17 protein-coding genes are annotated in these 19,158 nt (G+C 58.5%); 10 read left to right on the top strand and 7 right to left on the bottom strand.

The window, feature by feature from the left end; translation table 11 throughout:
* Positions 1–2: 2 nt before the first annotated feature.
* From Q1A44_RS17655 to Q1A44_RS17630, 6 genes are all read right to left on the bottom strand, one after another.
* Positions 3–1,151, bottom strand: coding sequence for a fumarylacetoacetate hydrolase family protein (locus tag Q1A44_RS17655; RefSeq protein WP_299627931.1), 1,149 nt, complete (start codon positions 1,149–1,151; stop codon positions 3–5).
* Complete coding sequence (locus Q1A44_RS17650) at positions 1,148–1,939, bottom strand: alpha/beta hydrolase (RefSeq protein WP_299627929.1); 792 nt, start codon at positions 1,937–1,939, stop codon at positions 1,148–1,150. The genes Q1A44_RS17655 and Q1A44_RS17650 overlap by 4 nt, the downstream gene beginning before the upstream one ends.
* Positions 1,929–2,561: a hypothetical protein gene (locus Q1A44_RS17645; RefSeq protein WP_299627927.1), complete on the bottom strand. Its 633-nt coding sequence runs from the start codon at positions 2,559–2,561 to the stop codon at positions 1,929–1,931. Before Q1A44_RS17645 ends, Q1A44_RS17650 begins: the two co-directional genes overlap by 11 nt.
* Complete coding sequence (locus Q1A44_RS17640; RefSeq protein WP_299627925.1) at positions 2,561–3,904, bottom strand: substrate-binding domain-containing protein; 1,344 nt, start codon at positions 3,902–3,904, stop codon at positions 2,561–2,563. Before Q1A44_RS17640 ends, Q1A44_RS17645 begins: the two co-directional genes overlap by 1 nt.
* A 9-nt stretch (positions 3,905–3,913) precedes the next feature.
* Positions 3,914–5,188, bottom strand: coding sequence for an amidohydrolase family protein (locus Q1A44_RS17635; RefSeq protein ID WP_299627923.1), 1,275 nt, complete (start codon positions 5,186–5,188; stop codon positions 3,914–3,916).
* A gap of 146 nt (positions 5,189–5,334) precedes the next feature.
* Positions 5,335–5,991 (bottom strand): TetR family transcriptional regulator, encoded by a 657-nt coding sequence (locus Q1A44_RS17630; protein WP_299627921.1) that lies wholly within the window; start codon positions 5,989–5,991, stop codon positions 5,335–5,337.
* A 197-nt stretch (positions 5,992–6,188) separates the two neighbouring features.
* On the opposite strand from Q1A44_RS17630, the gene Q1A44_RS17625 reads away from it, so the two are divergent.
* The 7 genes from Q1A44_RS17625 to Q1A44_RS17595 all read left to right on the top strand — a co-directional run bounded on the left by Q1A44_RS17625 (position 6,189) and on the right by Q1A44_RS17595 (position 15,212).
* On the top strand, positions 6,189–7,298 hold the full coding sequence (locus tag Q1A44_RS17625; protein ID WP_299627919.1) for a sugar ABC transporter substrate-binding protein: 1,110 nt from the start codon (positions 6,189–6,191) through the stop codon (positions 7,296–7,298).
* A gap of 142 nt (positions 7,299–7,440) precedes the next feature.
* Positions 7,441–8,484 (top strand): ABC transporter permease, encoded by a 1,044-nt coding sequence (locus Q1A44_RS17620; RefSeq protein ID WP_299627917.1) that lies wholly within the window; start codon positions 7,441–7,443, stop codon positions 8,482–8,484.
* A 9-nt stretch (positions 8,485–8,493) separates the two neighbouring features.
* Complete coding sequence (locus tag Q1A44_RS17615) at positions 8,494–9,999, top strand: sugar ABC transporter ATP-binding protein (RefSeq protein ID WP_299627915.1); 1,506 nt, start codon at positions 8,494–8,496, stop codon at positions 9,997–9,999.
* Between the two features lie 9 nt (positions 10,000–10,008).
* Positions 10,009–10,953 (top strand): ABC transporter permease, encoded by a 945-nt coding sequence (locus Q1A44_RS17610; RefSeq protein ID WP_299627913.1) that lies wholly within the window; start codon positions 10,009–10,011, stop codon positions 10,951–10,953.
* Between the two features lie 58 nt (positions 10,954–11,011).
* Positions 11,012–11,980 carry an alcohol dehydrogenase catalytic domain-containing protein gene (locus tag Q1A44_RS17605; RefSeq protein WP_299627911.1) on the top strand — a complete coding sequence of 323 codons (969 nt, stop codon included), beginning with the start codon at positions 11,012–11,014 and terminating at the stop codon, positions 11,978–11,980.
* Between the two features lie 126 nt (positions 11,981–12,106).
* Complete coding sequence (locus Q1A44_RS17600; protein WP_299627909.1) at positions 12,107–13,609, top strand: aldehyde dehydrogenase family protein; 1,503 nt, start codon at positions 12,107–12,109, stop codon at positions 13,607–13,609.
* A gap of 1 nt (position 13,610) precedes the next feature.
* Positions 13,611–15,212: a GMC family oxidoreductase N-terminal domain-containing protein gene (locus Q1A44_RS17595; protein WP_299627906.1), complete on the top strand. Its 1,602-nt coding sequence runs from the start codon at positions 13,611–13,613 to the stop codon at positions 15,210–15,212.
* Between the two features lie 51 nt (positions 15,213–15,263).
* Here Q1A44_RS17595 and Q1A44_RS17590 read toward each other — a convergent pair whose 3' ends face one another.
* Positions 15,264–16,082, bottom strand: coding sequence for an aldo/keto reductase (locus Q1A44_RS17590; protein ID WP_299627904.1), 819 nt, complete (start codon positions 16,080–16,082; stop codon positions 15,264–15,266).
* A gap of 178 nt (positions 16,083–16,260) precedes the next feature.
* Here Q1A44_RS17590 and Q1A44_RS17585 point away from each other — a divergent pair, with 178 nt between their 5' ends.
* The 3 genes from Q1A44_RS17585 to Q1A44_RS17575 are packed head-to-tail and all read left to right on the top strand — an operon-like array spanning position 16,261 to position 18,907.
* A complete protein-coding gene (locus tag Q1A44_RS17585; protein ID WP_299627902.1) occupies positions 16,261–17,832 on the top strand; it encodes an acyl CoA:acetate/3-ketoacid CoA transferase in 1,572 nt (523 codons plus the stop codon).
* Complete coding sequence (locus Q1A44_RS17580) at positions 17,829–18,584, top strand: enoyl-CoA hydratase/isomerase family protein (RefSeq protein ID WP_299627900.1); 756 nt, start codon at positions 17,829–17,831, stop codon at positions 18,582–18,584. The genes Q1A44_RS17585 and Q1A44_RS17580 overlap by 4 nt, the downstream gene beginning before the upstream one ends.
* An 11-nt stretch (positions 18,585–18,595) precedes the next feature.
* Positions 18,596–18,907, top strand: a complete 312-nt coding sequence (locus tag Q1A44_RS17575; RefSeq protein WP_299627898.1) for a Dabb family protein — start codon at positions 18,596–18,598, stop codon at positions 18,905–18,907.
* Positions 18,908–19,158: the final 251 nt, after the last annotated feature.

The following is a 19,158-nucleotide window of genomic DNA, read 5'->3' as shown; positions in this document are numbered from 1 at the left end:
CCTTAAATCAGATTGCGGTGCGCCAGGTTGCGCATCAGTGCGTTGGTGCCAAAAGTCCAGGGTGGGCATTGTGTCGACAGATGGACCGAATTGCGTAGGGTGCCGAGCTGGTCATTTGCGATCTCGACAACATCGCCGAGTTTGTGTGTGAAACCGGCGCCCGGTGCGTCGCGGTCTTGAGTGGGTGCAAACAAGGTGCCGAGCATCAAAAAGAACCCATCGGGATATTGGTGGTGCGCACCAAAGGTCTGGCGGACAAGGTCCTCCGGGTCGCGACTGATCTCTGACATCGACGAATGGCCGCGCAGGACAAACCCGTCCTCGCCCGTTACCATCAGTGTCAGTTCGGCGCGACGTACATCATCCATGCCGTAACTGTCATCAAACAGGCGTAGCATCGGGCCAAGCGCGCAGGAGGCGTTATTGTCCTTGGCTTTGCTAAGCAACAAGGCAGAGCGCCCTTCGACATCGCGCAGGTTCACGTCATTGCCGAGGCAAGCGCCCTTGATCCGCCCCTGGCTATCCATTGCAAGTGTGATTTCGGGTTCGGGGTTGTTCCATGTGGACATGGGGTGCAACCCGACGCGCGCGCCCCAGCCCACAGCCGACATCGGCTGCGCCTTGGAAAAGACTTCTGCATCCGGGCCAATGCCGACTTCGAGGTATTGCGACCAAACCCCTTCGGCCATCAACGCGTCCTTCAAGGCGGCCGCCTTTTCCGATCCCGGTTCGATCGCCAGCAGAGAAGGGCCAAGGATCGCGGTGCATGTCTGGCGCAGGGCGTCCGCCTTGGCCGGATCGCCATTGGCCTTTTCCTCGATCACCCGTTCCAGCATGGAAGAGACAAAGGTGACCCCCGATGCTTTGACGGGCTGCAAGTCTGGGGGCGCCAGAAGGTAAGGCTGCTGGACATCCGGGTTCACGGTGGAGTTGTCGGCAATCTCTGACAGTGTGCCCAAATCTTCGCCGCTGGCATCATTTGCCGCCGCGGCGGGGTTGTCGCATTCCAGCAAGGCATGCATCGTTGGCAGCGCGGGCGAGGTGATGTCAATCAATCGGTTCCCACGCCGAACGACCACCGCCGGGCCGTTGCAATCGGGGCGCCATATGCGACCAACAAAGGTGCCTGTCGGCGGAAGGGATAGGCTCATGATGCTGTCTCCAAGTTGCGCAAGATCGTCAGGGCCGCACGCGCGGCAGTTTCAGTTGTTGCAGCCAGCGGAACGGTCAAATGATGAGTGTTGTTGATGTGTTGCCACGCGGTGCGCGACCCTTGGGCCATGCGGGCGGATTGGCGACGAAACTCATATGTCTCGTCCGCTCCGGTCAGGTACAAGACCGGCGGTCGGGGCCTCTCGGGCGTGTGCGAAAAGGCGTCGACTTCTGAAGGGGTCAGGCCGAGCTCATTCTGCAAAAAACACTGCGTGACAGGCCACAGTTCGTAAATGCCACTAATTGCGATGACACCTGCGACCCGTGCGGCCAGTTTGGGAAAATCCAGGGCTGAAATGGCCAGATGGGCGCCAGCAGAATGCCCAATCAGCAACAATTGCGAATTTGGGTGCCGGTCCGCCAGCAGGCTCAAGCCTGCGGTCACATCCGTCACCACCTCGTTCAACCGCACATGTGGCATCAGGCGGTATTCAACATTGCCAACCTGCGCGCCCAGACCTGTCAGGCCCTGCATCATCGCGCGATGGTTCTCAGCTTTTAATGCCCTCCAATACCCGCCGTGAATCACAACGGGTAGAATGTCGGGCGCGCCAGAACCGCAGGTCAGTTCGATCCATTGGCGCGGATCAGGCCCATAAGGCATCCGATTAAATACGCGGCCACGTGCAAACGCATCTGAACGCGCGGCGAGGTCGGCCAAACAAGCCTCAAAATCCGGCAGGATGGCCGAAAACTGAAACTGCGCATTCCAGAACTCATGTGTCATGGGCAGGGTCTTCGATGTTTTGAAACAGCTCAACGACTTCCATCAGATGCGCAGACAGTTGCGTGTCGCCATCCTGATCAGGCCCTGTAAACAGCCCGAGATAAGCAACATCGGTCCCGGGCACCGGGCACAGCAGCGCGCGGTGGAAACGCGCCGGGTTTGCGTCCGCTTCGGCCAGAAAGACGTCGAGCGGATGACCCGTCGCGGTGTTGGGGTGTTGGGACAATGTGAATACACGTGACGGGGCCGGGTCGCGTTTGGTCCGACCCAAGGAAAACGCACAGATCGTGAAATTGTTGCCTGACCTCACCGCCAGAAACACCGTGCGCCCGGTTACTTCGCGCAGACGCAAGAGTATCGGCGGCGCCAAAACGGCCAATTGACCCACGCCAAAGGCCGACAGCCCTATGCGCAATGCCGTCGGTCCGACCACATATGCGCCACTCCTGTCTCTGGCCAGCAGCCCGTCGCCCTCAACTGCAGTGAGGTGACGGTAGCCGCTGCTTGTGGGCAGGCCGCTTTGGCGCACCAAGGCCGCGGGTGTGCTGAAATGCTGATCTTGTACCGCGCAGACCAGAGCCTCGAATGCCGCAACCGAACGGGAGTAGGGGGTATCCGCCATCAGGAACGTTCCTGCGACTGTCGGGCCGCACCGGGTGCAGCGCCTCGCGACAGGATCGTTTCGCCCGTCTGTTTCCAGGCGACGTGCAACTCGGCCCAGATATCGGCCCGCACGGACGGCGTTTCAGACCCGCGCGACATCACCACCTGAACAGGGACTTCCACACGCTGCGGGACGGGGGTTCCCCTCAGGATATCAAGGGCGACGGCGACCGCCCGCGCACCCATGGAGGCGGGATAGTCCAAACCCACCATCGGCACTTTGTGCGACAGGCAGGTTTTGTACATTTCGTTGACATCGCCACCGGTATGGGCCGGTATCGGCAGCCCTTGGGCCGCAAATTGATGCACCGATCCGACCCCTTGCAGGCCACTGTCGCACCACACGCCATCAGGAGCCGGGGATTCGGCAGCCAGCAAGTCCTTGATGGCGGTGCTGCCACCGGCAGCCGTCCAGTCGGTATAGCTGACGTTTTCCACGCTGATATTCGGAAAGGCATTGAAAACCGCCAAGGCGGCCTGTTGTCGGCGAATGGCCGGGCTTGCGCCCTTCAATCCCGACAACATCCAGATGCGACCGCGCCCCTTGAGGTGCTCAGATAGCCAAAGGGCGCTCATCCAGCCAATGCGCTGATCAGAGGCCGTCACAAAGCTGACCAGCGAGGTGCGGTCCTGGGGGCGGCGATCAACGGCGACAATCGGCAACCCGTTTTCGGCCAGTGCCGCCAATCGGTTGCTCAGCGCGCTGTCCGTGACGGAGGTGGTCGAGATCAACAACAGGTCGATGCCCTTGTCGACGAGGGCATCCACATCGCGCAACTGCCGGGCGGCATCATCATGAGCATCGCGCACCTCGATCCGTTCGATCTGGCCACGTGCCACGCCTTGTCCATAGGCCAAGCTCGTGACCAAAGCCTGACGCCACGGGTTGCTTGTCGACGCGTTGGAAAACCCGATCACAAAGGGTGGGGATTTGCGAAACCGATCTGTTTCGATGCTGCGGACGAGGGCTGGGTCCCATTCCGGATCAGCGACTGAAACAGGGATCTGCGGCTCCTCAGGCTTGCCTTTGAGGGCGGTAAGGGCGGCCGCGCTGCGCGGTAAGGGTGGTTCCATCGGAGCATAAGCGAGTTCGGCGGCGCGCGGGCCCAGGCAGAGCGCGCCATGATCCACACGCTCCAGCCAGCCTGCCTGCACCAGCGCCCGGATCAACCCAAACCCGGTGGCGCGCGACAGCCCCGCATCCCTTAGAACCGCCCGCGTTGAACGCGGACGGTTCCGGGCGTCGAATCCAGCCAAGATCGACGTGATCCGTTCGATGTTTGAACTACGCGCGGATTTCATGCGGGGTCTTTACTCTGCGGCGCGCATGAGACCGCCCGCCTGCATCCCGGTGCGAGGGTCCTTGAACATCTTGCCGTCTTTCATGATCATGGCGAGGTTGTCCTGATGCTGCACAAGGCTGACATCCTGGGTGACATCGCCACGCACCAGCAACAGGTCGGCAAGGTAGCCCTGTTTGATCTGTCCCAGATCATCCGAACGGCCCATGAGAGACTGACCAACAGAAGTCGCGCATTTCAGTGCATCCGTTGGGGAATAGCCGAAATACCGCACAAAATGCTCAATATCGCGTGCATTCTGGCCCATCGGCGTGACCGCAAACCCGTAGTCGCCGCCGACAACGACACGGATGCCGCGTTTGCGGATCTCGTGATAGGTGGCGCAGGTCGCATCGAATTTGCGAAACAGGTTCAGTTCAGCGGCCACTTCGGGTGTGATCCCGGCAGGTTCGCCTTCTTTCGTGCTGTTGTGGACCAAACCAAAGGCCGGACCGACCCAGATGCGGTCCTTGGCCTCTTCGAGCATGTCGAGGGCCTCTTCATCAGCGAAGTCGCAATGATAGATGCAATCGACACCGCCGCGGACCGCCATCTTTACCGACTCGCTTGAACGGGCATGTGCCGCCACTTTCTTGCCGAACGTATGTGCGACGCGGACAAACGCGGCCAGTTCTTCTGGTTCGGTTGGCGTGATCTCCGCGCGGGCGTGGCTCACGAATTCATCGCCGGAGATATTGATCTTCATGACGTCGACACCGTCGCGAATACATTCGCGCGCAACCCGCCGCATCTCGTCCGGGCCGTCGGCAATCAGGCCAAAGCTTTCTTGATGAATGTGGCGCTTGCGTTCATCGCCCAGTCCGGCCGTGGTGGTGACCTCTGGGCTGCCGGCCATCATACGTGGGCCATCCAGTAGGCCCTCGTTGATCGCATCGCGCGCGGTGACGCCCAGCAGCGGTTTTGCCGAAGCAGCCTCAAAGATCGAGGTAAATCCGTGGCTCAGCAAAAGGCGCAGGTTTTGCGCAGTTTCAAGCATATGGCGCTCTGGGCCAACGACGCCCAACTCGGCGGGCTCGTTGATCCCGGTAAAGCTTGGGTGGCAGTGCCCTTCGACCATGCCGGGCATCAGCGTCATGCCTGTGCCGTCAATCACTTCGCCCTTGGGCTCGGAAACGCCTTTGGAAACTGAAGCGATCCGATTGCCCTCGACCACCACGCTGCCTTCAAAAGCAGAATCCGAAACCCCGTCCCATATCTGTGCACCCGTTATTGTCACACTTGCCATCGTTTCCTCCCAAAGTTGCGAAAGCGGTCGCACCCAACATGAAAGGTGCAAGGCCGCTCGGACAGCGGGGATGGATCAAGTTATCTCATATATTGGACTATTCTGAAATATGAGAAGGCCTCTGGCATTGCCCGGTTTCGCACCGTTCAATCCTTTGCCGATATGAGCCGCATGATGGTGTCGATGTTAAAGTCCAAACGGGTCTTTAGCGCATCCGGCTCCAGAAAGTCGCGTTGAAACAGGATGCCCCCGGTATGTCGGTTCGTCAGATAGTAATAGCCGATGGCAGCAATCGTGATGTTCAGCTGAATCGGGTCGATGCCTTTGCGAAAGTCACCGGTGGTAACGCCGCGATCCAGGATGCGCTGCACCATGTCAACGAATTGGCGCTGGCGGGTCTTGAGGCGGTCGGCGCTTTCAAGATGGCGGCCTTTGTGCAGGTTGGCGCTATTGACCAGCGTGATGAATTCGGGATTGGCCAGGTAATACTCCCACGTGAAACGCACCAGGGTTTGCATGGCCTCAATGGGTGGCAGGTCTTCGAGGTTCAGCGCGCGTTCAGACTCGCGAATGTCCAGATACGCCTCTTCAAGGACCGCGCAAAACAGCGCCTCCTTACCGCCAAAATAGTGATAGATCATGCGCTTATTGGCGCTGGAGCGTTCCGCGATGTCATCGACGCGTGCCCCGGCAAGACCCAGTTTCGCGAATTCCGCCTTGGCTGCGGCAAGGATACGACCCTTGGTTGCATCCGCGTCGCGCTTCCGCGTTTTGCGTTCGGGCGCAATATTTTCTGCCGTCATCTCAACCTCAACAAACACAGTCGTCGCGCTTTTATACCGCGCTTGACAGAAAAGGGAAATCATAAGTAACTAACTAGTGCGTTACATGTTCGAATCACGCAGAATCTTTCGAACACTGCCTGCGTAAGACAGGTCAAAACGACGAATTATCGGCCGGTTCACGGTCGGAAACTGGGCAATCAAGGGAGGAGCCCCATATGTCATTCATCAAGAAATTCATCGAGCAGGAAACCGTTTCGCGTCGGAATTTCCTGCTCGCATCCGCCTATGGCGTCGCGGCGACAGCCGCGATGCGCATGTTCGGTCCGTCACCCGCCATGGCGGCCACCTATAGCGATCCGACGGTTGCTTGGTCCTACCGGAACCGTACCAACCCATACTGGAACGAGATCGTTTCGGGCGGAGAGGCCTTTATCGAAAGCCTGGGCAAGGACAAGTCGGCTCTGACCCACTTGATCAACGAGGGTTCATCGGAAAAGTCGCTCGCCGATGTGAAAGCATTGCTGGCAAAGACCAATGGCGAACTGGCCCTTGCCATCGACACCAATGACGCCCCCAACGCGCGCCCCGTTGTCGAAAGTTGCGTCGAAGCGGGGGCCTATGTGTCCACGCTCTGGAACAAGACGGATGACCTGCATCCATGGGATTTTGGCGACAACTACGTGAGCCATATGTCATGGTCGGATGAAGGCCCGGCGGAGCAGACCGCGCGCATCCTTCTCGAAGCCATTGGCGGCAAGGGCGGTGTTGTTCACCTAGGCGGTATTGCGTCGAACAACCCGGCCATCGAACGACTGAACGGTCTGAAAAACGCCCTCAAGGACTATCCTGACGTTGAGTTGCTGGATGCCCAGCCCGCGGATTGGGACACCCAAAAGGCCAACGAGGTGATGTCCGGCTTTATCACCCGCTACGGTGACGAAATTTCGGGTGTGCACTGCGCCAACGATACGATTGCCTACGGTGTTCTGGAAGCCTTGCGGGCCGAGGGCATGGATATTCCAATTGTGTCCTATGACGGCAACCCACAGGCGGTGGGTTTGGTAGCCGAAGGCAAAATCCTCGCCACGGTCTTCACAAATCCCCATTGGGGCGGCGGGATCACGGCGGCATTGGCCTATTACGCGGCGACCGGCCACTTCAAACCGTCCGAAGAGCCCAACGAGCACCGCGAGTTCAACGGCCCGACGATTTTTGTGACCCCGGAAGACGCCAAGGCGTTCAAGGCGAGCTATCTCGATGACGTTCCGTCCTATGACTGGAAGGACTTCTGGGGCCCGTCGAACGGACCGATTGTCTACAAGTAATCCTGTCGGGCAGGGCGGTGTCACCGCCGCCTTGCCCATGACTTGACCGATATCTTTCCGGGTGGGGTGGTTCTGACCTGCGCGCAGTTTGCGCAAAGCGAAAGTTCACCCTGCTTGGAAGAACCCATCGGAGCATTGGCTCATGACTGCGACACCATCCGTTCTTCCGGACACACACAACCGACTGAACCGCGAAACGCTGGTAAAGTGGGCGCCCTTGCTCGTGCTAGGTGTCCTTTTGCTTCTTTTCCCGTTCTTTGAATGGCTCGAAGATTTCCGAGCGGCCAAGGACCACACATACCTTGTCGACAGCCGGTTCCTGTCGATCAGAAATTTTGCCCGCATTGCGATCTCGGCATCACCAGCCTTGATGGTCGCGATCGGGGTGACGTTCATCATTCTCATGGGCTCCATTGACCTGTCGATGGAAGGCACCGTTTCGGTCTGCGCCGTTCTGTTTGCGTTTCTGTTTTTGGGCATGGGCGGAACGATGGGTTCTTGGGCCATCCTCGCCATTCCGGGCGCACTGATCGTCGGTGCGGCCATGGGGTTCATCAACGGTCTGGTACACGTCAAACTCAAAATCCCGTCCTTCATGGCCTCACTGGCGATGGGGTTTGTGGGCACAGGGCTCGCGCTGCTGCTTACCGGGGGTGATCGCATCCGTGTCGAGGACGAAGCGTTCCGTTCGCTCCTGACCGTGCGTTGGTTCAACTTCCCGATCATGTGCTACGTGGCGCTCTTTGGTCTGCTGGTCGCGTGGTTCATTCAATCGCGCACCACATTGGGGCGGAATTTCTATGCTGTGGGCGGAGGCGAGGAACTTGCCAAGGCCAGCGGCCTGAACGTGAACCGGGTGCGCATCATGGGCTTTACCCTGGCGGGGGTCTTCTTTGCCATGGGCGCCTTGCTGGCTGTCGGACGGATCGGAATTGCAGAAACAGCCACGGGCAACGGATTTATGTTCGTCTCCATCACGGCCGTTGTTGTTGGGGGCACGGCACTCTGGGGCGGTATTGGCGGGGTCTGGAACACGCTGATCGGGGTTCTGATTGTGAACGTGATCAATAATGGCATGGTCGTGATCGGTTTGCCCGGCTGGGTGCAGGACGGCACCCTGGGCTTGTTGGTCATTGCCGCCGTGGTTCTGTCCACGGACCGGCGTGCCGTCAGCTTTGTGAAATAGGGGGCTGGCATGTACGAATTACAGCAGGTCGACAAACACTTTCCCGGGGTACACGCGCTCAAGGCGATTGATTTCAAGATCGGGCGCGGCGAGATCGTGGGCCTTGTCGGCGAAAACGGGGCGGGCAAGTCCACCCTGATGAAAGTCATCTACGGCGCTTACCAGCCTGACGGCGGCACGATTGCGGTCGATGGCAAGGCCGTTCGGTTCCACAATCCGCGGCAGGCAATGGATTACGGTATCGGCATGGTGTTCCAGGAACAATCCCTGATCACCAACCTGACAGTTGCCGAGAATATTTTTCTGGGGTTCGAGCAGCAGTTTGTGAAATGGGGCGTGATCAACTGGAAGGAAATGACCGCCGCTGCGCGCGCGCAGCTGGCCAAGGTCAAGCTCGACATTGACCCATCCATGATCACGGCGAAACTGTCCTTTGCCCAGCGCCAGCTGGTGGAACTTGCCAAGGTTCTGACACTTGAGGAACGCGTGGATGGTGACCTCGTTATCCTGCTGGACGAGCCGACTTCAGTTTTGGCGCGCGAAGAGGTCGAATTGCTCTTCCAGTTGGTCCGGGATCTGACCTCGCGCGCATCGTTTATCTTTGTCAGCCACCGCATGGATGAGGTGCTGGAACTCAGCGACCGGATCTATGTGATGAAAGACGGTGAAGTTGTTGACGTCGTTGCGCAACGCGAGGCGCAAGTGGAAACGATCCAGCACAAAATGGTCGGGCGCGATATCGACAAGGAATACTACCGCGAGCAAAAGCAGCTCGATTACGAGCGCACCGACCCATTGGTGTCATTCAACAACGTGAGCCGCGCAGGTGGGTTCGAAGATATCTCATTCGATTTGCATCCGGGCGAGGTGCTGTGCCTTGTGGGCACAGAAGGCTCGGGGCGCGAGGCGATCTTGCGCACCGTGTTTGGAATGGACGCGCCGACATCGGGCACGGTTACGATCAAGGGCCGACAAGTCACCAGATTTACCGCGCAAAACGGGGTGGCCAACGGCATTGGCTATGTCCCGCGAGAACGCAAGATCGAAGGTATCGTGAACGGCATGAACGTTTACGAAAACATGACGCTCAGCCAGATGGACAAATACGCCTCGAACGGTGTGTTGCGTATCGGCGAAGAGAAAGCACTGGCGCGCGACTGGATCGCCAAGCTTGGCATCAAAACCCCAAGCGAATTCAAGGATTGCGCCGGGCTGTCCGGGGGCAACCAGCAAAAGGTTGTTCTTGCAAAGTGGCGGTCTGGTGGCTCTGACATCATCCTGCTCGATCATCCCACGCGCGGGCTCGATATCGGGGCCAAGGAAGACGTCTACGAGATGGTGCGCGCGATGTCTGCGGATGGGGTTGGTATCATCCTTGTGGCGGACACTCTCGAAGAGGCCATTGGGTTGTCTCACTCCATCATCGTCCTCAAGGACGGTCAATTTCAGCAAAGGTTTGAAGGAATGCCTGGCAGCAAGCCAACGCTCTTCGACCTCGTGCATCACATGATCTGAGGACGGATTATGAAACTCGAATCTCTCAAACCGCACTTTCCCTGGATTACGCTGGTCGTGCTGGTGCTGATCGTGGGGCTGATCAATCCGTCCTTTTTCGACCCGAGCAGCCTGATCCTGCTTGTGGCTGATATTGTGCCGTTGTTCATCATGGCGATGGGCATGACCTTTGTAATCTATATCGGTGGCATTGACCTATCGGTGCAGCAGCTGGCGAATGTCGTCACCGTCGTGGCGACGGTTTACCTGGCCAATTTTGGCGTCGGTGTGGCCTTGATCGCCATCGTCATTGGCGCAGCCTTTGGCGCGGTCTCCGGCTATGTGACGACGCGGCTTTTCGTTCCGTCCTTTGTCTCCACTCTCGCGATGGGCTTTGTGGCGCTGTCCATGGCCAAATGGCTTTCCGGACAGCGGGCGTTGGCCATGGATGCGACCATGCGCAATGATAGCTTTGGATGGATGTTCGGGTCTACCGCAGGCATCCCGAATGAACTGATGATCGCGGGCGTTCTTCTGACCATCGCCTGGTTCCTGCAGGCCCGCACGACGTTTGGTCGCGCGCTCAAAGCCGTTGGCGCGGGGGAGCTTGCGGCTGTTGCTTCGGGTCTTAACGTTGACCGGGTCAAGATCATCGCCTTTGCCATCTCTGGCGTGTTCGCGGCGATTGCCGGGCTGATGTTCTCTGTCAAACTGTCCGGGGGCGATGCGAACCTTGCAAACGGCTTTTTGCTGCTGGCTATTGTTGCGGTTTTGGTCGGGGGCACGCCGCTCACAGGGGGTGTGGGTGGCGTGGTCAACACCGCCATCGGGACACTGATCGTCATGGTGATCCGAGCTGCGATGGTTTACCTTGAGGTGGACGCAACACAGCAACAGATGGTTTTCGGGATCGTCCTCATTGCAGCGATTGCACTGACGATTGATCGCTCCAAACTGCGCGGAGTGGTAAAGTGAAGACCATGCGCGCCGCTGTTTTGGTCAAGCCCGGCAGTTTGAATTGCGCGATGTCCCCGTGCCGAAACCTGCCGCGCATGAGGTGCTCATCCGGATTTCGCGCACCGGAATATGCGGAACTGATTTGCACATTTTCCACGGCAACTATGCCGCCGACGCCTTGCCGATGATCCCGGGCCATGAGTTGACCGGGCACATTGCTGTGATAGGAGAAGGCGTTGCCGGGTTGCACGAGGGTCAGCCCGTTGTCGTGGATATGAATATCGGCTGTACCCGATGCTATTGGTGTCGCCGCGACGAAGTCCTCAATTGCCCCGACATGCAGCAAATCGGGATTACGATGGATGGCGCCTTTGCTGAATTTGTTTCGGTGCCTGCCCGCCTTGCGATACCGGCGCCTGCGCATGTTCCGGATGACATTCTGGCCCTGACCGAACCACTTTCATGTGTGGTGCGTGCTGCGCGGAAATCGGGCGTCACATTCGGGCAATCGGCGCTGGTGATCGGAGCAGGGCCCATCGGAAATCTGCATGTGCAACTCCTGCGCACCATTGGCGTGGCCCCCATCATCGTGACTGATCTCAGCGCGGACCGGGTGCAGATGGCGCTGGATTGTGGTGCAGATGTCGGTGTCAGCGATCCGACACAGCTTGCGGCTGCTGTGCACGAGGCGACCGATGGGCGTGGTGCCGATCTGGTCATCGAAAGCGTTGGCAATGCCGCGCTTTATCAAGTGGCGCTGGGACTGATTCGCAGAGGTGGACACCTTGCCGCGTTTGGTTTGACGGGCCCGGATACTGCCTTGCCCCTCGACATCCTGACGACGGTTTTGCAGGAAAACTCGGTAAAGGGGTCGGTCGCGGGTGTAGGTGAGGACATGCATGACGCATTGACGCTTCTGAGCCATGGGCGCATCCATACGGGTCCGTTTGTTGGCGCTGAATTCCCGCTGGAACGCATTCAAGACGCCTTCGACAGCTATGATTCACGGCCCGATGATCTGAAAACCCAGATCGTGATGGCCTGAGGAACGCCACGCGTTGCATTTAGTCAGAAATGGCGTGTTTTCCTTGATGCGAAAGACTTGATCTGCATGTAACCATATGGTTACTTAAGGCGAGGGTAAACCAATCCAGCTCAAAGGAATCACGCCATGGACCAGTCCAGCACCATCCTGACACCGCCAGCCGAGCCGCGTGATTTTGGGTTCTATCTGGAGGGAGCCAGCGTGCCCGCAGGCTCACGCGAGGTCTTTGTGCGCAATTCACCTGGCCACGGCGTACCGGTTACCCGAATGGTCAAATGCACGGACGATGACCTTGATGCTGCGGTGGCCTCGGCGCGGCGGGCCTTTGATGATCGTAGTTGGTCTGCCCTGACAGGGGCGGACCGTGCGACCATCCTGTTGCGTACGGCCGAACTGCTGCGCGCGCGCATTGATGAAGTCGCTTATTGGGAAACCCTCGAAAACGGAAAACCCATTGCGCAGGCCCGGGCCGAAGTCGGCGGGTGTGTTGGAATGTTCGAATACGCGGCTGGCCTTGCGCGTTCGCTTCACGGCGACAGTTTTAACAACACGGGCGACGGTGCGCTGGGCGTTGTGACGCGCGAACCAATCGGCGTCGTGGGCCTCATTACCCCCTGGAATTTCCCGTTCCTCATTCTGTGCGAGCGGGTTCCCTATATTCTGGCAGGCGGCAATACGATTGTCGCCAAACCTTCGGAAGTCACATCCGCAACCACTTTGATCCTGGCTGAAATTCTGACAGAGGCAGGTCTGCCTGCCGGTGTGTTCAACGTCGTGACCGGATCAGGGCGGACAGTTGGTCAACGCCTGCTCGAACACATGGACGTCGATATGCTGTCCTTTACAGGATCGACTGCCGTGGGCCGTGCGGTGGTCGAAGCCTCAGGACGAACGAATTTCAAAAAGCTGGGATTGGAGCTGGGCGGCAAAAACCCCCAGATCGTCTTTGCCGATGCCGACCTTGAGGACGCCGCCGATGGTGTCGCCTTTGGCATCGCTTTCAACACGGGCCAATGCTGTGTCTCAGGCTCGCGTTTGATTGTCGAGCGGTCCGTGGCCGAGGACTTTGGGCGCATGGTTGCCGAGAAACTGGCGAAGGCCAAGATTGGCGATCCGCTGGACGAAAGCACACAAATCGGGGCCATCACAACCGACGCGCAGAACGAGACCATTCTTGGCTATATCGAAAAGGGGCAAGCCGAGGGCGCCACCCTGATCTCTGGTGGCGCACAACCCGATCTGGGCAAAGGGCAATACATCGCCCCGGCCGTTTTTACTGATGTCACGCCGAACATGGCCATCGCGCGAGAGGAAATCTTTGGCCCGGTCCTCACCATTTTGCCGTTCGACACGATGGAAGAGGCGATCAGCATGGCCAATGACACCGAATACGGCCTTGCCGCCAGCGTGTGGTCCAAGAACATCGACACTGCCTTGACGGTATCACGGCAAGTGCAGGCGGGTCGGTTCTGGGTCAACACAACGCTGGCAGGTGGGCCCGAGTTGCCCATCGGCGGGTTCAAACAATCCGGCTGGGGGCGCGAGGCGGGCATCTACGGGGTCGAGGAATACACACAGATCAAGTCTGTTTTTATCGAGATCGGCAAACGCGACCACTGGATCAAATGACATGAAAGAAACGGGCTATGATTACGTCATTGTCGGGGGGGGATCCGCAGGCTGCGTGATGGCCAACCGGTTGAGCGAGGACAGAAGCGCACGGATATTGTTGCTGGAGGCTGGGGGCAAAGACTGGCATCCGCTCATCCATATGCCTGTCGGCTTTGCCAAAATGACAACCGGGCCGCATACGTGGGGGTTCAAGACCGCACCGCAAAGACATGCAAACAACCGCGAAATCCCGTATGCGCAGGCGCGTGTGATCGGAGGCGGATCTTCCATCAATGCCGAAGTCTTCACCCGGGGCGCGCCCGAAGACTATGATCGTTGGGCCAATGACGAAGGATGCAAAGGCTGGGCGTTCAAAGACATCCAGCAGTATTTTCTGAAATCCGAAGGCAACAACCGTATCGCCGATGAATGGCACGGAACGGATGGGCCTTTGGGCGTTTCTGACCTGCCGGCACCTCAGCCGATGACACTGGCATTTGTGCAGTCCTGCCAGCAGGTGGGTATTCCTTATGCGCATGATTTCAACGGCAAACGCCAGTCGGGTTGCGGAGTCTATCAGACAACGACAAAGAACGCCCGCCGTTGCTCGGCGGCGGTGGGCTATCTCAAACCCGCGCTCAAACGCAAAAATCTGACGGTCGAGACAGGCTGCATGGTCAAGAGGATCACGTTTCAAGGCAATCGCGCGACAGGCGTGGAATATTTCAACGGCAAGGAACAGCGACGCGCGGTTGTCAACAGCGAAGTCATCGTGACGTCTGGTGCGATCGGTACGCCCAAGATCATGATGCTTTCCGGCATCGGCCCCGCCGCCCATCTGGCAGAGCATGGCATCAACGTGGTGCACGATCTGCCCGGCGTCGGCGAGAATCTCAACGATCATTTCGGGATCGACATCGTCGGGGAACTGACCGGTCACCTCAGCCTCGACAAGTACAACAAACCGCATTGGGCGGCCTGGGCCGGGCTGCAATATGCGCTGTTCCGCACGGGGCCAATCACCTCGAATGTAGTGGAAGGCGGCGCATTCTGGCATTCAGGTGACGTGTCAGGTTTGCCCGACCTGCAATTCCATTTTTTGGCGGGCGCAGGGGCAGAAGCAGGCGTGCCCGGCGTCAGGCCCGGCGCCTCGGGCATCACGCTCAACTCCTACACCGTGCGCCCCAAGAGCCGAGGAACGGTGCGCCTGCGTTCAAATGATCCCGCTGATATGCCGGTGGTCGACCCCAACTTCCTTGCGGAGCCGGATGATCTGAAGACCAGCGTCGAGGGCATCAAGATCAGCCGCGAGATTTTCTCTCAACCGGCGCTTCAGAAACACCTGCGAGCCATCCGTTTCCCGGATGATACGGTGAAAACCCAAGCCGATTTGGAAGCATTTGCGCGCCAATACGGGCGGACGTCTTACCACCCGACCTGTACCTGCAAAATGGGAACAGATGAGATGGCCGTCGTTGATCCGAACCTTCGGGTACATGGGTTGGACGGCATACGCATCTGTGACAGCTCGGTGATGCCAAGCCTGATCGGGTCCAACACAAATGCGCCGACCATCATGATTGCAGAAAAGGCGAGCGATCTGGTGCGCGGCAACAGGTAAGCTTTTGCAATCTGCCCGGCTCGCATCCGAGCCGGGCAGATTGTCAGGCCATCAGTCCCATTCAGGTGCCCAAGGCACCAAATCCGAACCGACGATGCGATAACCGGTCTGGGTCAGCTTTTCGATCCGCGCCATATCTACGTGGCTCAACGTGAAGTCCATGATTTCAAAGTTGGCCCGGATGTTGGCAGGTTTGGTCGACATTGTGTTGATGCTTACCCCTTTTTGCAAAATCCAGCGCAGGACCACCTGGGCCGCTGACTTGCCATAAGCTTCGCCGATTTGGCCGAATTCCGGGTGTTTGAAAACCTCGCCCCGCGCGACGGATGAATATGACGACAATGGAATGCCCACCGCATTCGCACCTGCCAGCAACGTGTCCTGATTGAGCAGCGGGTGAAATTCGACCTGGTTGGTCACGATGGGCGCATCCACGGTTTTCACAGCCGTCTGCATCATGGCAATGGTATAATTCGAAACGCCGATGTTCCGCGTCAGCCCTTTTTCATGCGATTTCTGCAACAGCTCAAGCGAAGGACGTACATCGCCGTCAATGGGTGGCCAGTGCAGCAGCAAGACATCGACATAATCGAGCTTGAGGTCCTTCAGGCTTTTTTCAACGGATGCCAAAAACGTGTCATCGCTGAAATTGTCGGGATGCACTTTGGTCGTAATGCACATCTCGTCGCGCGCGAGACCTGTTGCGGCAAGTGCGTCGCCGGTCTCCGCTTCGTTTCCATACATCTGAGCGGTGTCAAAGGCGCGATAGCCCACCTCGGCAGCTGCCAGGATTGCGTCGCGTGCGACATCACCGGTCAGAGGAAATGTGCCAAAGGCGCGTTGATGTGTTTTCTGGAAATAAATGTTCATGTCATGCCTCCCTGAGTCTCCCTCTTTGGTAACCAAATAGTTACTTAAAGGAAAGACTTTCTGCGGCGAACCCTGATTTTATTGATGAAATCCGCTCTTGATCCAAATGACAGGGCTTGGCATAGTCAATTAACTAACTGGTTACTTGCCAGCCTTGACCGTGAAGGGAGCCAACTCCGTGACTAAGCAGACCACAGCCGCTAACGCCGTTGCCGGTATCCCTGACGGGGCCGTGGTGGCAGTCAACTCGTCAAGTGGGCTCTGTTGTCCGGATGCGGTCCTCGCGGCGCTCGGGGCGCGGTTTGATGAAACGGGCCACCCGCAAAACCTGACATCCATTCACCCCATTGCCGCTGGCGACTTCTTTGGCACCAAAGGGGTGGATCACATTGCCAAGCCCGGCTGCCTGGCCCGTATCATCGGGGGCAGCTACCCTTCTGGGCCGACGAACGCTGAGCCGCCCCTCATCTGGCAAATGATCACCGGCAATGCTGTCGAAGCCTACAATCTGCCGTCCGGCATCATCTTTGACATGCTGAGAGAGGGGGCGGGGCAGCGGCCCGGTGTCCTGTCCAAGGTGGGCATGGGTACGTTTGTCGATCCCGACCTCGAAGGGGGGGCCATGAACGCGGCGGCCCGCAGCAAGCCGATTGTGCGCAGGGAACAGTTTGATGGCGAGGACTGGTTGTACTTCAAGGCATTGCGGCCGGATGTTGCCATCATTAGAGCGACAACCGCGGATCAGCGCGGCAATCTGAGCTTTGAATCCGAAGGTGCCTATCTTGGCGCGATGGAGATGGCGTTGGCCGCGCGCAACTGTGGCGGGGTTGTCATCGCGCAAGTGCGCCGTGTGGCCGCCAACGGGTCGATCAGACCGCATGACGTGCGGGTACCTGGCATTTTCGTCGATCACGTCGTCGAGGCACCGGATATGCTGCAAACCACCGCGACTCCCTATGATCCGGCGATCTCGGGCGAACTGATCCGCCCGCTGGACAGTTTCCAGGTTCCAGAATTCAACGCGCAAAAGGTGATTGCCCGCCGCGTCGCGCAAGAATTGAACGAAGGGTGGGCCGTCAATGTGGGATTTGGCGTGTCCGCCAACGTTCCGCGCATCTTTTTGGAAGAAGGACTGCACGGCGCTGTCACATGGGTGATCGAACAGGGTGCGGTCGGCGGCATTCCCTTGCTTGACTTCAAGTTCGGTTGCGCCGCCAACGCCGAGGCTTTTGTCGCGTCGCCCCATCAGTTCGCCTATTTCCAGGCTGGAGGCTTTGACGCCTCGCTCTTGTCCTTCCTTGAAATCGATGCGCAGGGTTCGGTCAACGTTTCCCGACTGGCCGCGACACCACACCGGACAGCGGGGGCAGGCGGCTTTGTCGACATCACAACGCGTGCCAAGCGTATCATCTTCTCGGGTACGTTCAATGCAGGGGCCAAAGTGCGGATCGAAGACGGGAAACTGGTGATCGACCGCGAAGGCCATACCGCCAAAATCGTCCCCGAGGTGGATCAGGTGTCATTCTCGGGCAAACGCGCAGTGGAGCAGGGCCAGGACGCAACCTATGTCACAGAACGCTGTGTACTGGTACTGCGCCCCGACGGGCTGACAGTGACGGAAATAGCGCCCGGCGTTGATTTGCAGCGCGATATTCTGGATCAGGCGCAAACACCGCTGCTGGTGTCGGATCAACTTCGAACGATGGATGCCGCGCTGTTTCAACCGGAACCCTTTGGATTGAAGGTATGACAATACGCCTAAAAATCACCGATGGCATTGCCCATCTGACCCTGGCACGTGCGGAAAAGCTGAACGCTCTCGATACCGCGATGGTCCACGCATTGTCAGACCGTTGCCGCGAAATCGAACACAGCACGGCCCGGGTCGTAATCCTGGCGGGCGAAGGCAAAGCATTTTGCGCAGGCGGCGACATCGAGGCATGGGCAGGCGAAAGCCCGCAGGATTTCGGCCGCCATTGGGTGCGGGGTGGTCATGCCGCATTTGACGCCTTGGCGCGCCTGCGCCAGCCTGTGATTGCGGTCTTGGACGGTCACGCACTTGGCGGCGGGCTTGAACTGGCGGCCTGCGCCGATGTGCGGATTGCAGAGAAACACATCAAGATCGGCCAACCGGAAACGGGCCTTGGCATCATTCCGGGCTGGTCTGGCACGCAACGCGCAACGCGCCGGTTCGGCGCTCAAATCGTGCGCCGCATGGCTATATTCGGGGAAGTATTCACGGCAGATGCCGCATGTGATCTCGGCTTTGTGGATCATGTGGTTGATACGGGGCACGGCATGGCCAAGGCCCTCGAAATGGCGCAAGCCGTGTTGGCCCGTAGCCCGCGTGCAACTGAATTGACAAAGATGCTGATCAACGCCGCCGATGGAGAAGACCGCGAACGCGTTCTTGAAGCCTTGGCAGGTGCTTTGGCCGCAGGATCGGATGATCTCGCCGAAGGGCTATCGGCCTTTCGCGAAAAACGCCCCCCCAAATTTTGAAAGGACGACTGATGCTTCGTCACCTTGTTGCACTGCGGTTCAATGCGGACACGCCCCAATCGACAAAAGATGACCTTATGAATGATCTCAAGGGATTGTCGGGTCACATCGGCGGTATTCTCGACTTTCAGGTCCGACCAAACGTCAGCGTGGAAGATGCCTTGGTGCGCGATTTCCGGCACCTTTTTTGGTTCGATTTTCGCGATGTCGCTGTGCGCGACGCGTATCTGATTGATCCAGTTCATCAGGCCATCGGTGCGCGGATTGTCGCGGAACTGGATGGTGGGGCAGACGGTGTCTTTGTCCTGGATTTCGAAGTGTGACCTCCGCGCGTATGTGCATGACCTGACTGTATCGACCAAAGGGTGTGCAGGGTCTCTGGCGCCTGCTGTTGATCAAACCTGGCCTAATGCGTTCGGCATTGTCGCGCTGAGCATCAGTATTTGCCACGCACCCATTACGGCAGTCCGTACTCTTGCGACGGCTTGCTCGAAAAGTGGTATGTGCGCCCGCGCGTTTCAATAAATGTATTCCGTCGCCCATGTCGCATCGCGGTTGGCAAATCCTAAGCACG

Origin of the sequence: uncultured Tateyamaria sp., from assembly GCF_947503705.1 — a bacterium.
Classification (GTDB): domain Bacteria; phylum Pseudomonadota; class Alphaproteobacteria; order Rhodobacterales; family Rhodobacteraceae; genus Tateyamaria.
The sequence above is the reverse complement of the archived record's forward strand: the minus strand, read 5'-3'. Positions and strand labels throughout refer to the sequence as shown.

Excerpts from the sequence above, each read along its gene's own strand:
- Q1A44_RS17655 (WP_299627931.1), bottom strand. The coding sequence starts at position 1,151 with ATGAGCCTATCCCTTCCGCCGACAGGCACCTTTGTTGGTCGCATATGG.
- Q1A44_RS17650 (WP_299627929.1), bottom strand. The coding sequence starts at position 1,939 with ATGACACATGAGTTCTGGAATGCGCAGTTTCAGTTTTCGGCCATCCTG.
- Q1A44_RS17630 (WP_299627921.1), bottom strand. The coding sequence starts at position 5,991 with ATGACGGCAGAAAATATTGCGCCCGAACGCAAAACGCGGAAGCGCGAC.
- Q1A44_RS17600 (WP_299627909.1), top strand. The coding sequence starts at position 12,107 with ATGGACCAGTCCAGCACCATCCTGACACCGCCAGCCGAGCCGCGTGAT.
- Q1A44_RS17575 (WP_299627898.1), top strand. The coding sequence starts at position 18,596 with ATGCTTCGTCACCTTGTTGCACTGCGGTTCAATGCGGACACGCCCCAA.
- Q1A44_RS17610 (WP_299627913.1), top strand. The coding sequence starts at position 10,009 with ATGAAACTCGAATCTCTCAAACCGCACTTTCCCTGGATTACGCTGGTC.
- Q1A44_RS17635 (WP_299627923.1), bottom strand. The coding sequence starts at position 5,188 with ATGGCAAGTGTGACAATAACGGGTGCACAGATATGGGACGGGGTTTCG.
- Q1A44_RS17645 (WP_299627927.1), bottom strand. The coding sequence starts at position 2,561 with ATGGCGGATACCCCCTACTCCCGTTCGGTTGCGGCATTCGAGGCTCTG.
- Q1A44_RS17625 (WP_299627919.1), top strand. The coding sequence starts at position 6,189 with ATGTCATTCATCAAGAAATTCATCGAGCAGGAAACCGTTTCGCGTCGG.
- Q1A44_RS17595 (WP_299627906.1), top strand. The coding sequence starts at position 13,611 with ATGAAAGAAACGGGCTATGATTACGTCATTGTCGGGGGGGGATCCGCA.
- Q1A44_RS17615 (WP_299627915.1), top strand. The coding sequence starts at position 8,494 with ATGTACGAATTACAGCAGGTCGACAAACACTTTCCCGGGGTACACGCG.
- Q1A44_RS17590 (WP_299627904.1), bottom strand. The coding sequence starts at position 16,082 with ATGAACATTTATTTCCAGAAAACACATCAACGCGCCTTTGGCACATTT.
- Q1A44_RS17620 (WP_299627917.1), top strand. The coding sequence starts at position 7,441 with ATGACTGCGACACCATCCGTTCTTCCGGACACACACAACCGACTGAAC.
- Q1A44_RS17640 (WP_299627925.1), bottom strand. The coding sequence starts at position 3,904 with ATGAAATCCGCGCGTAGTTCAAACATCGAACGGATCACGTCGATCTTG.
- Q1A44_RS17580 (WP_299627900.1), top strand. The coding sequence starts at position 17,829 with ATGACAATACGCCTAAAAATCACCGATGGCATTGCCCATCTGACCCTG.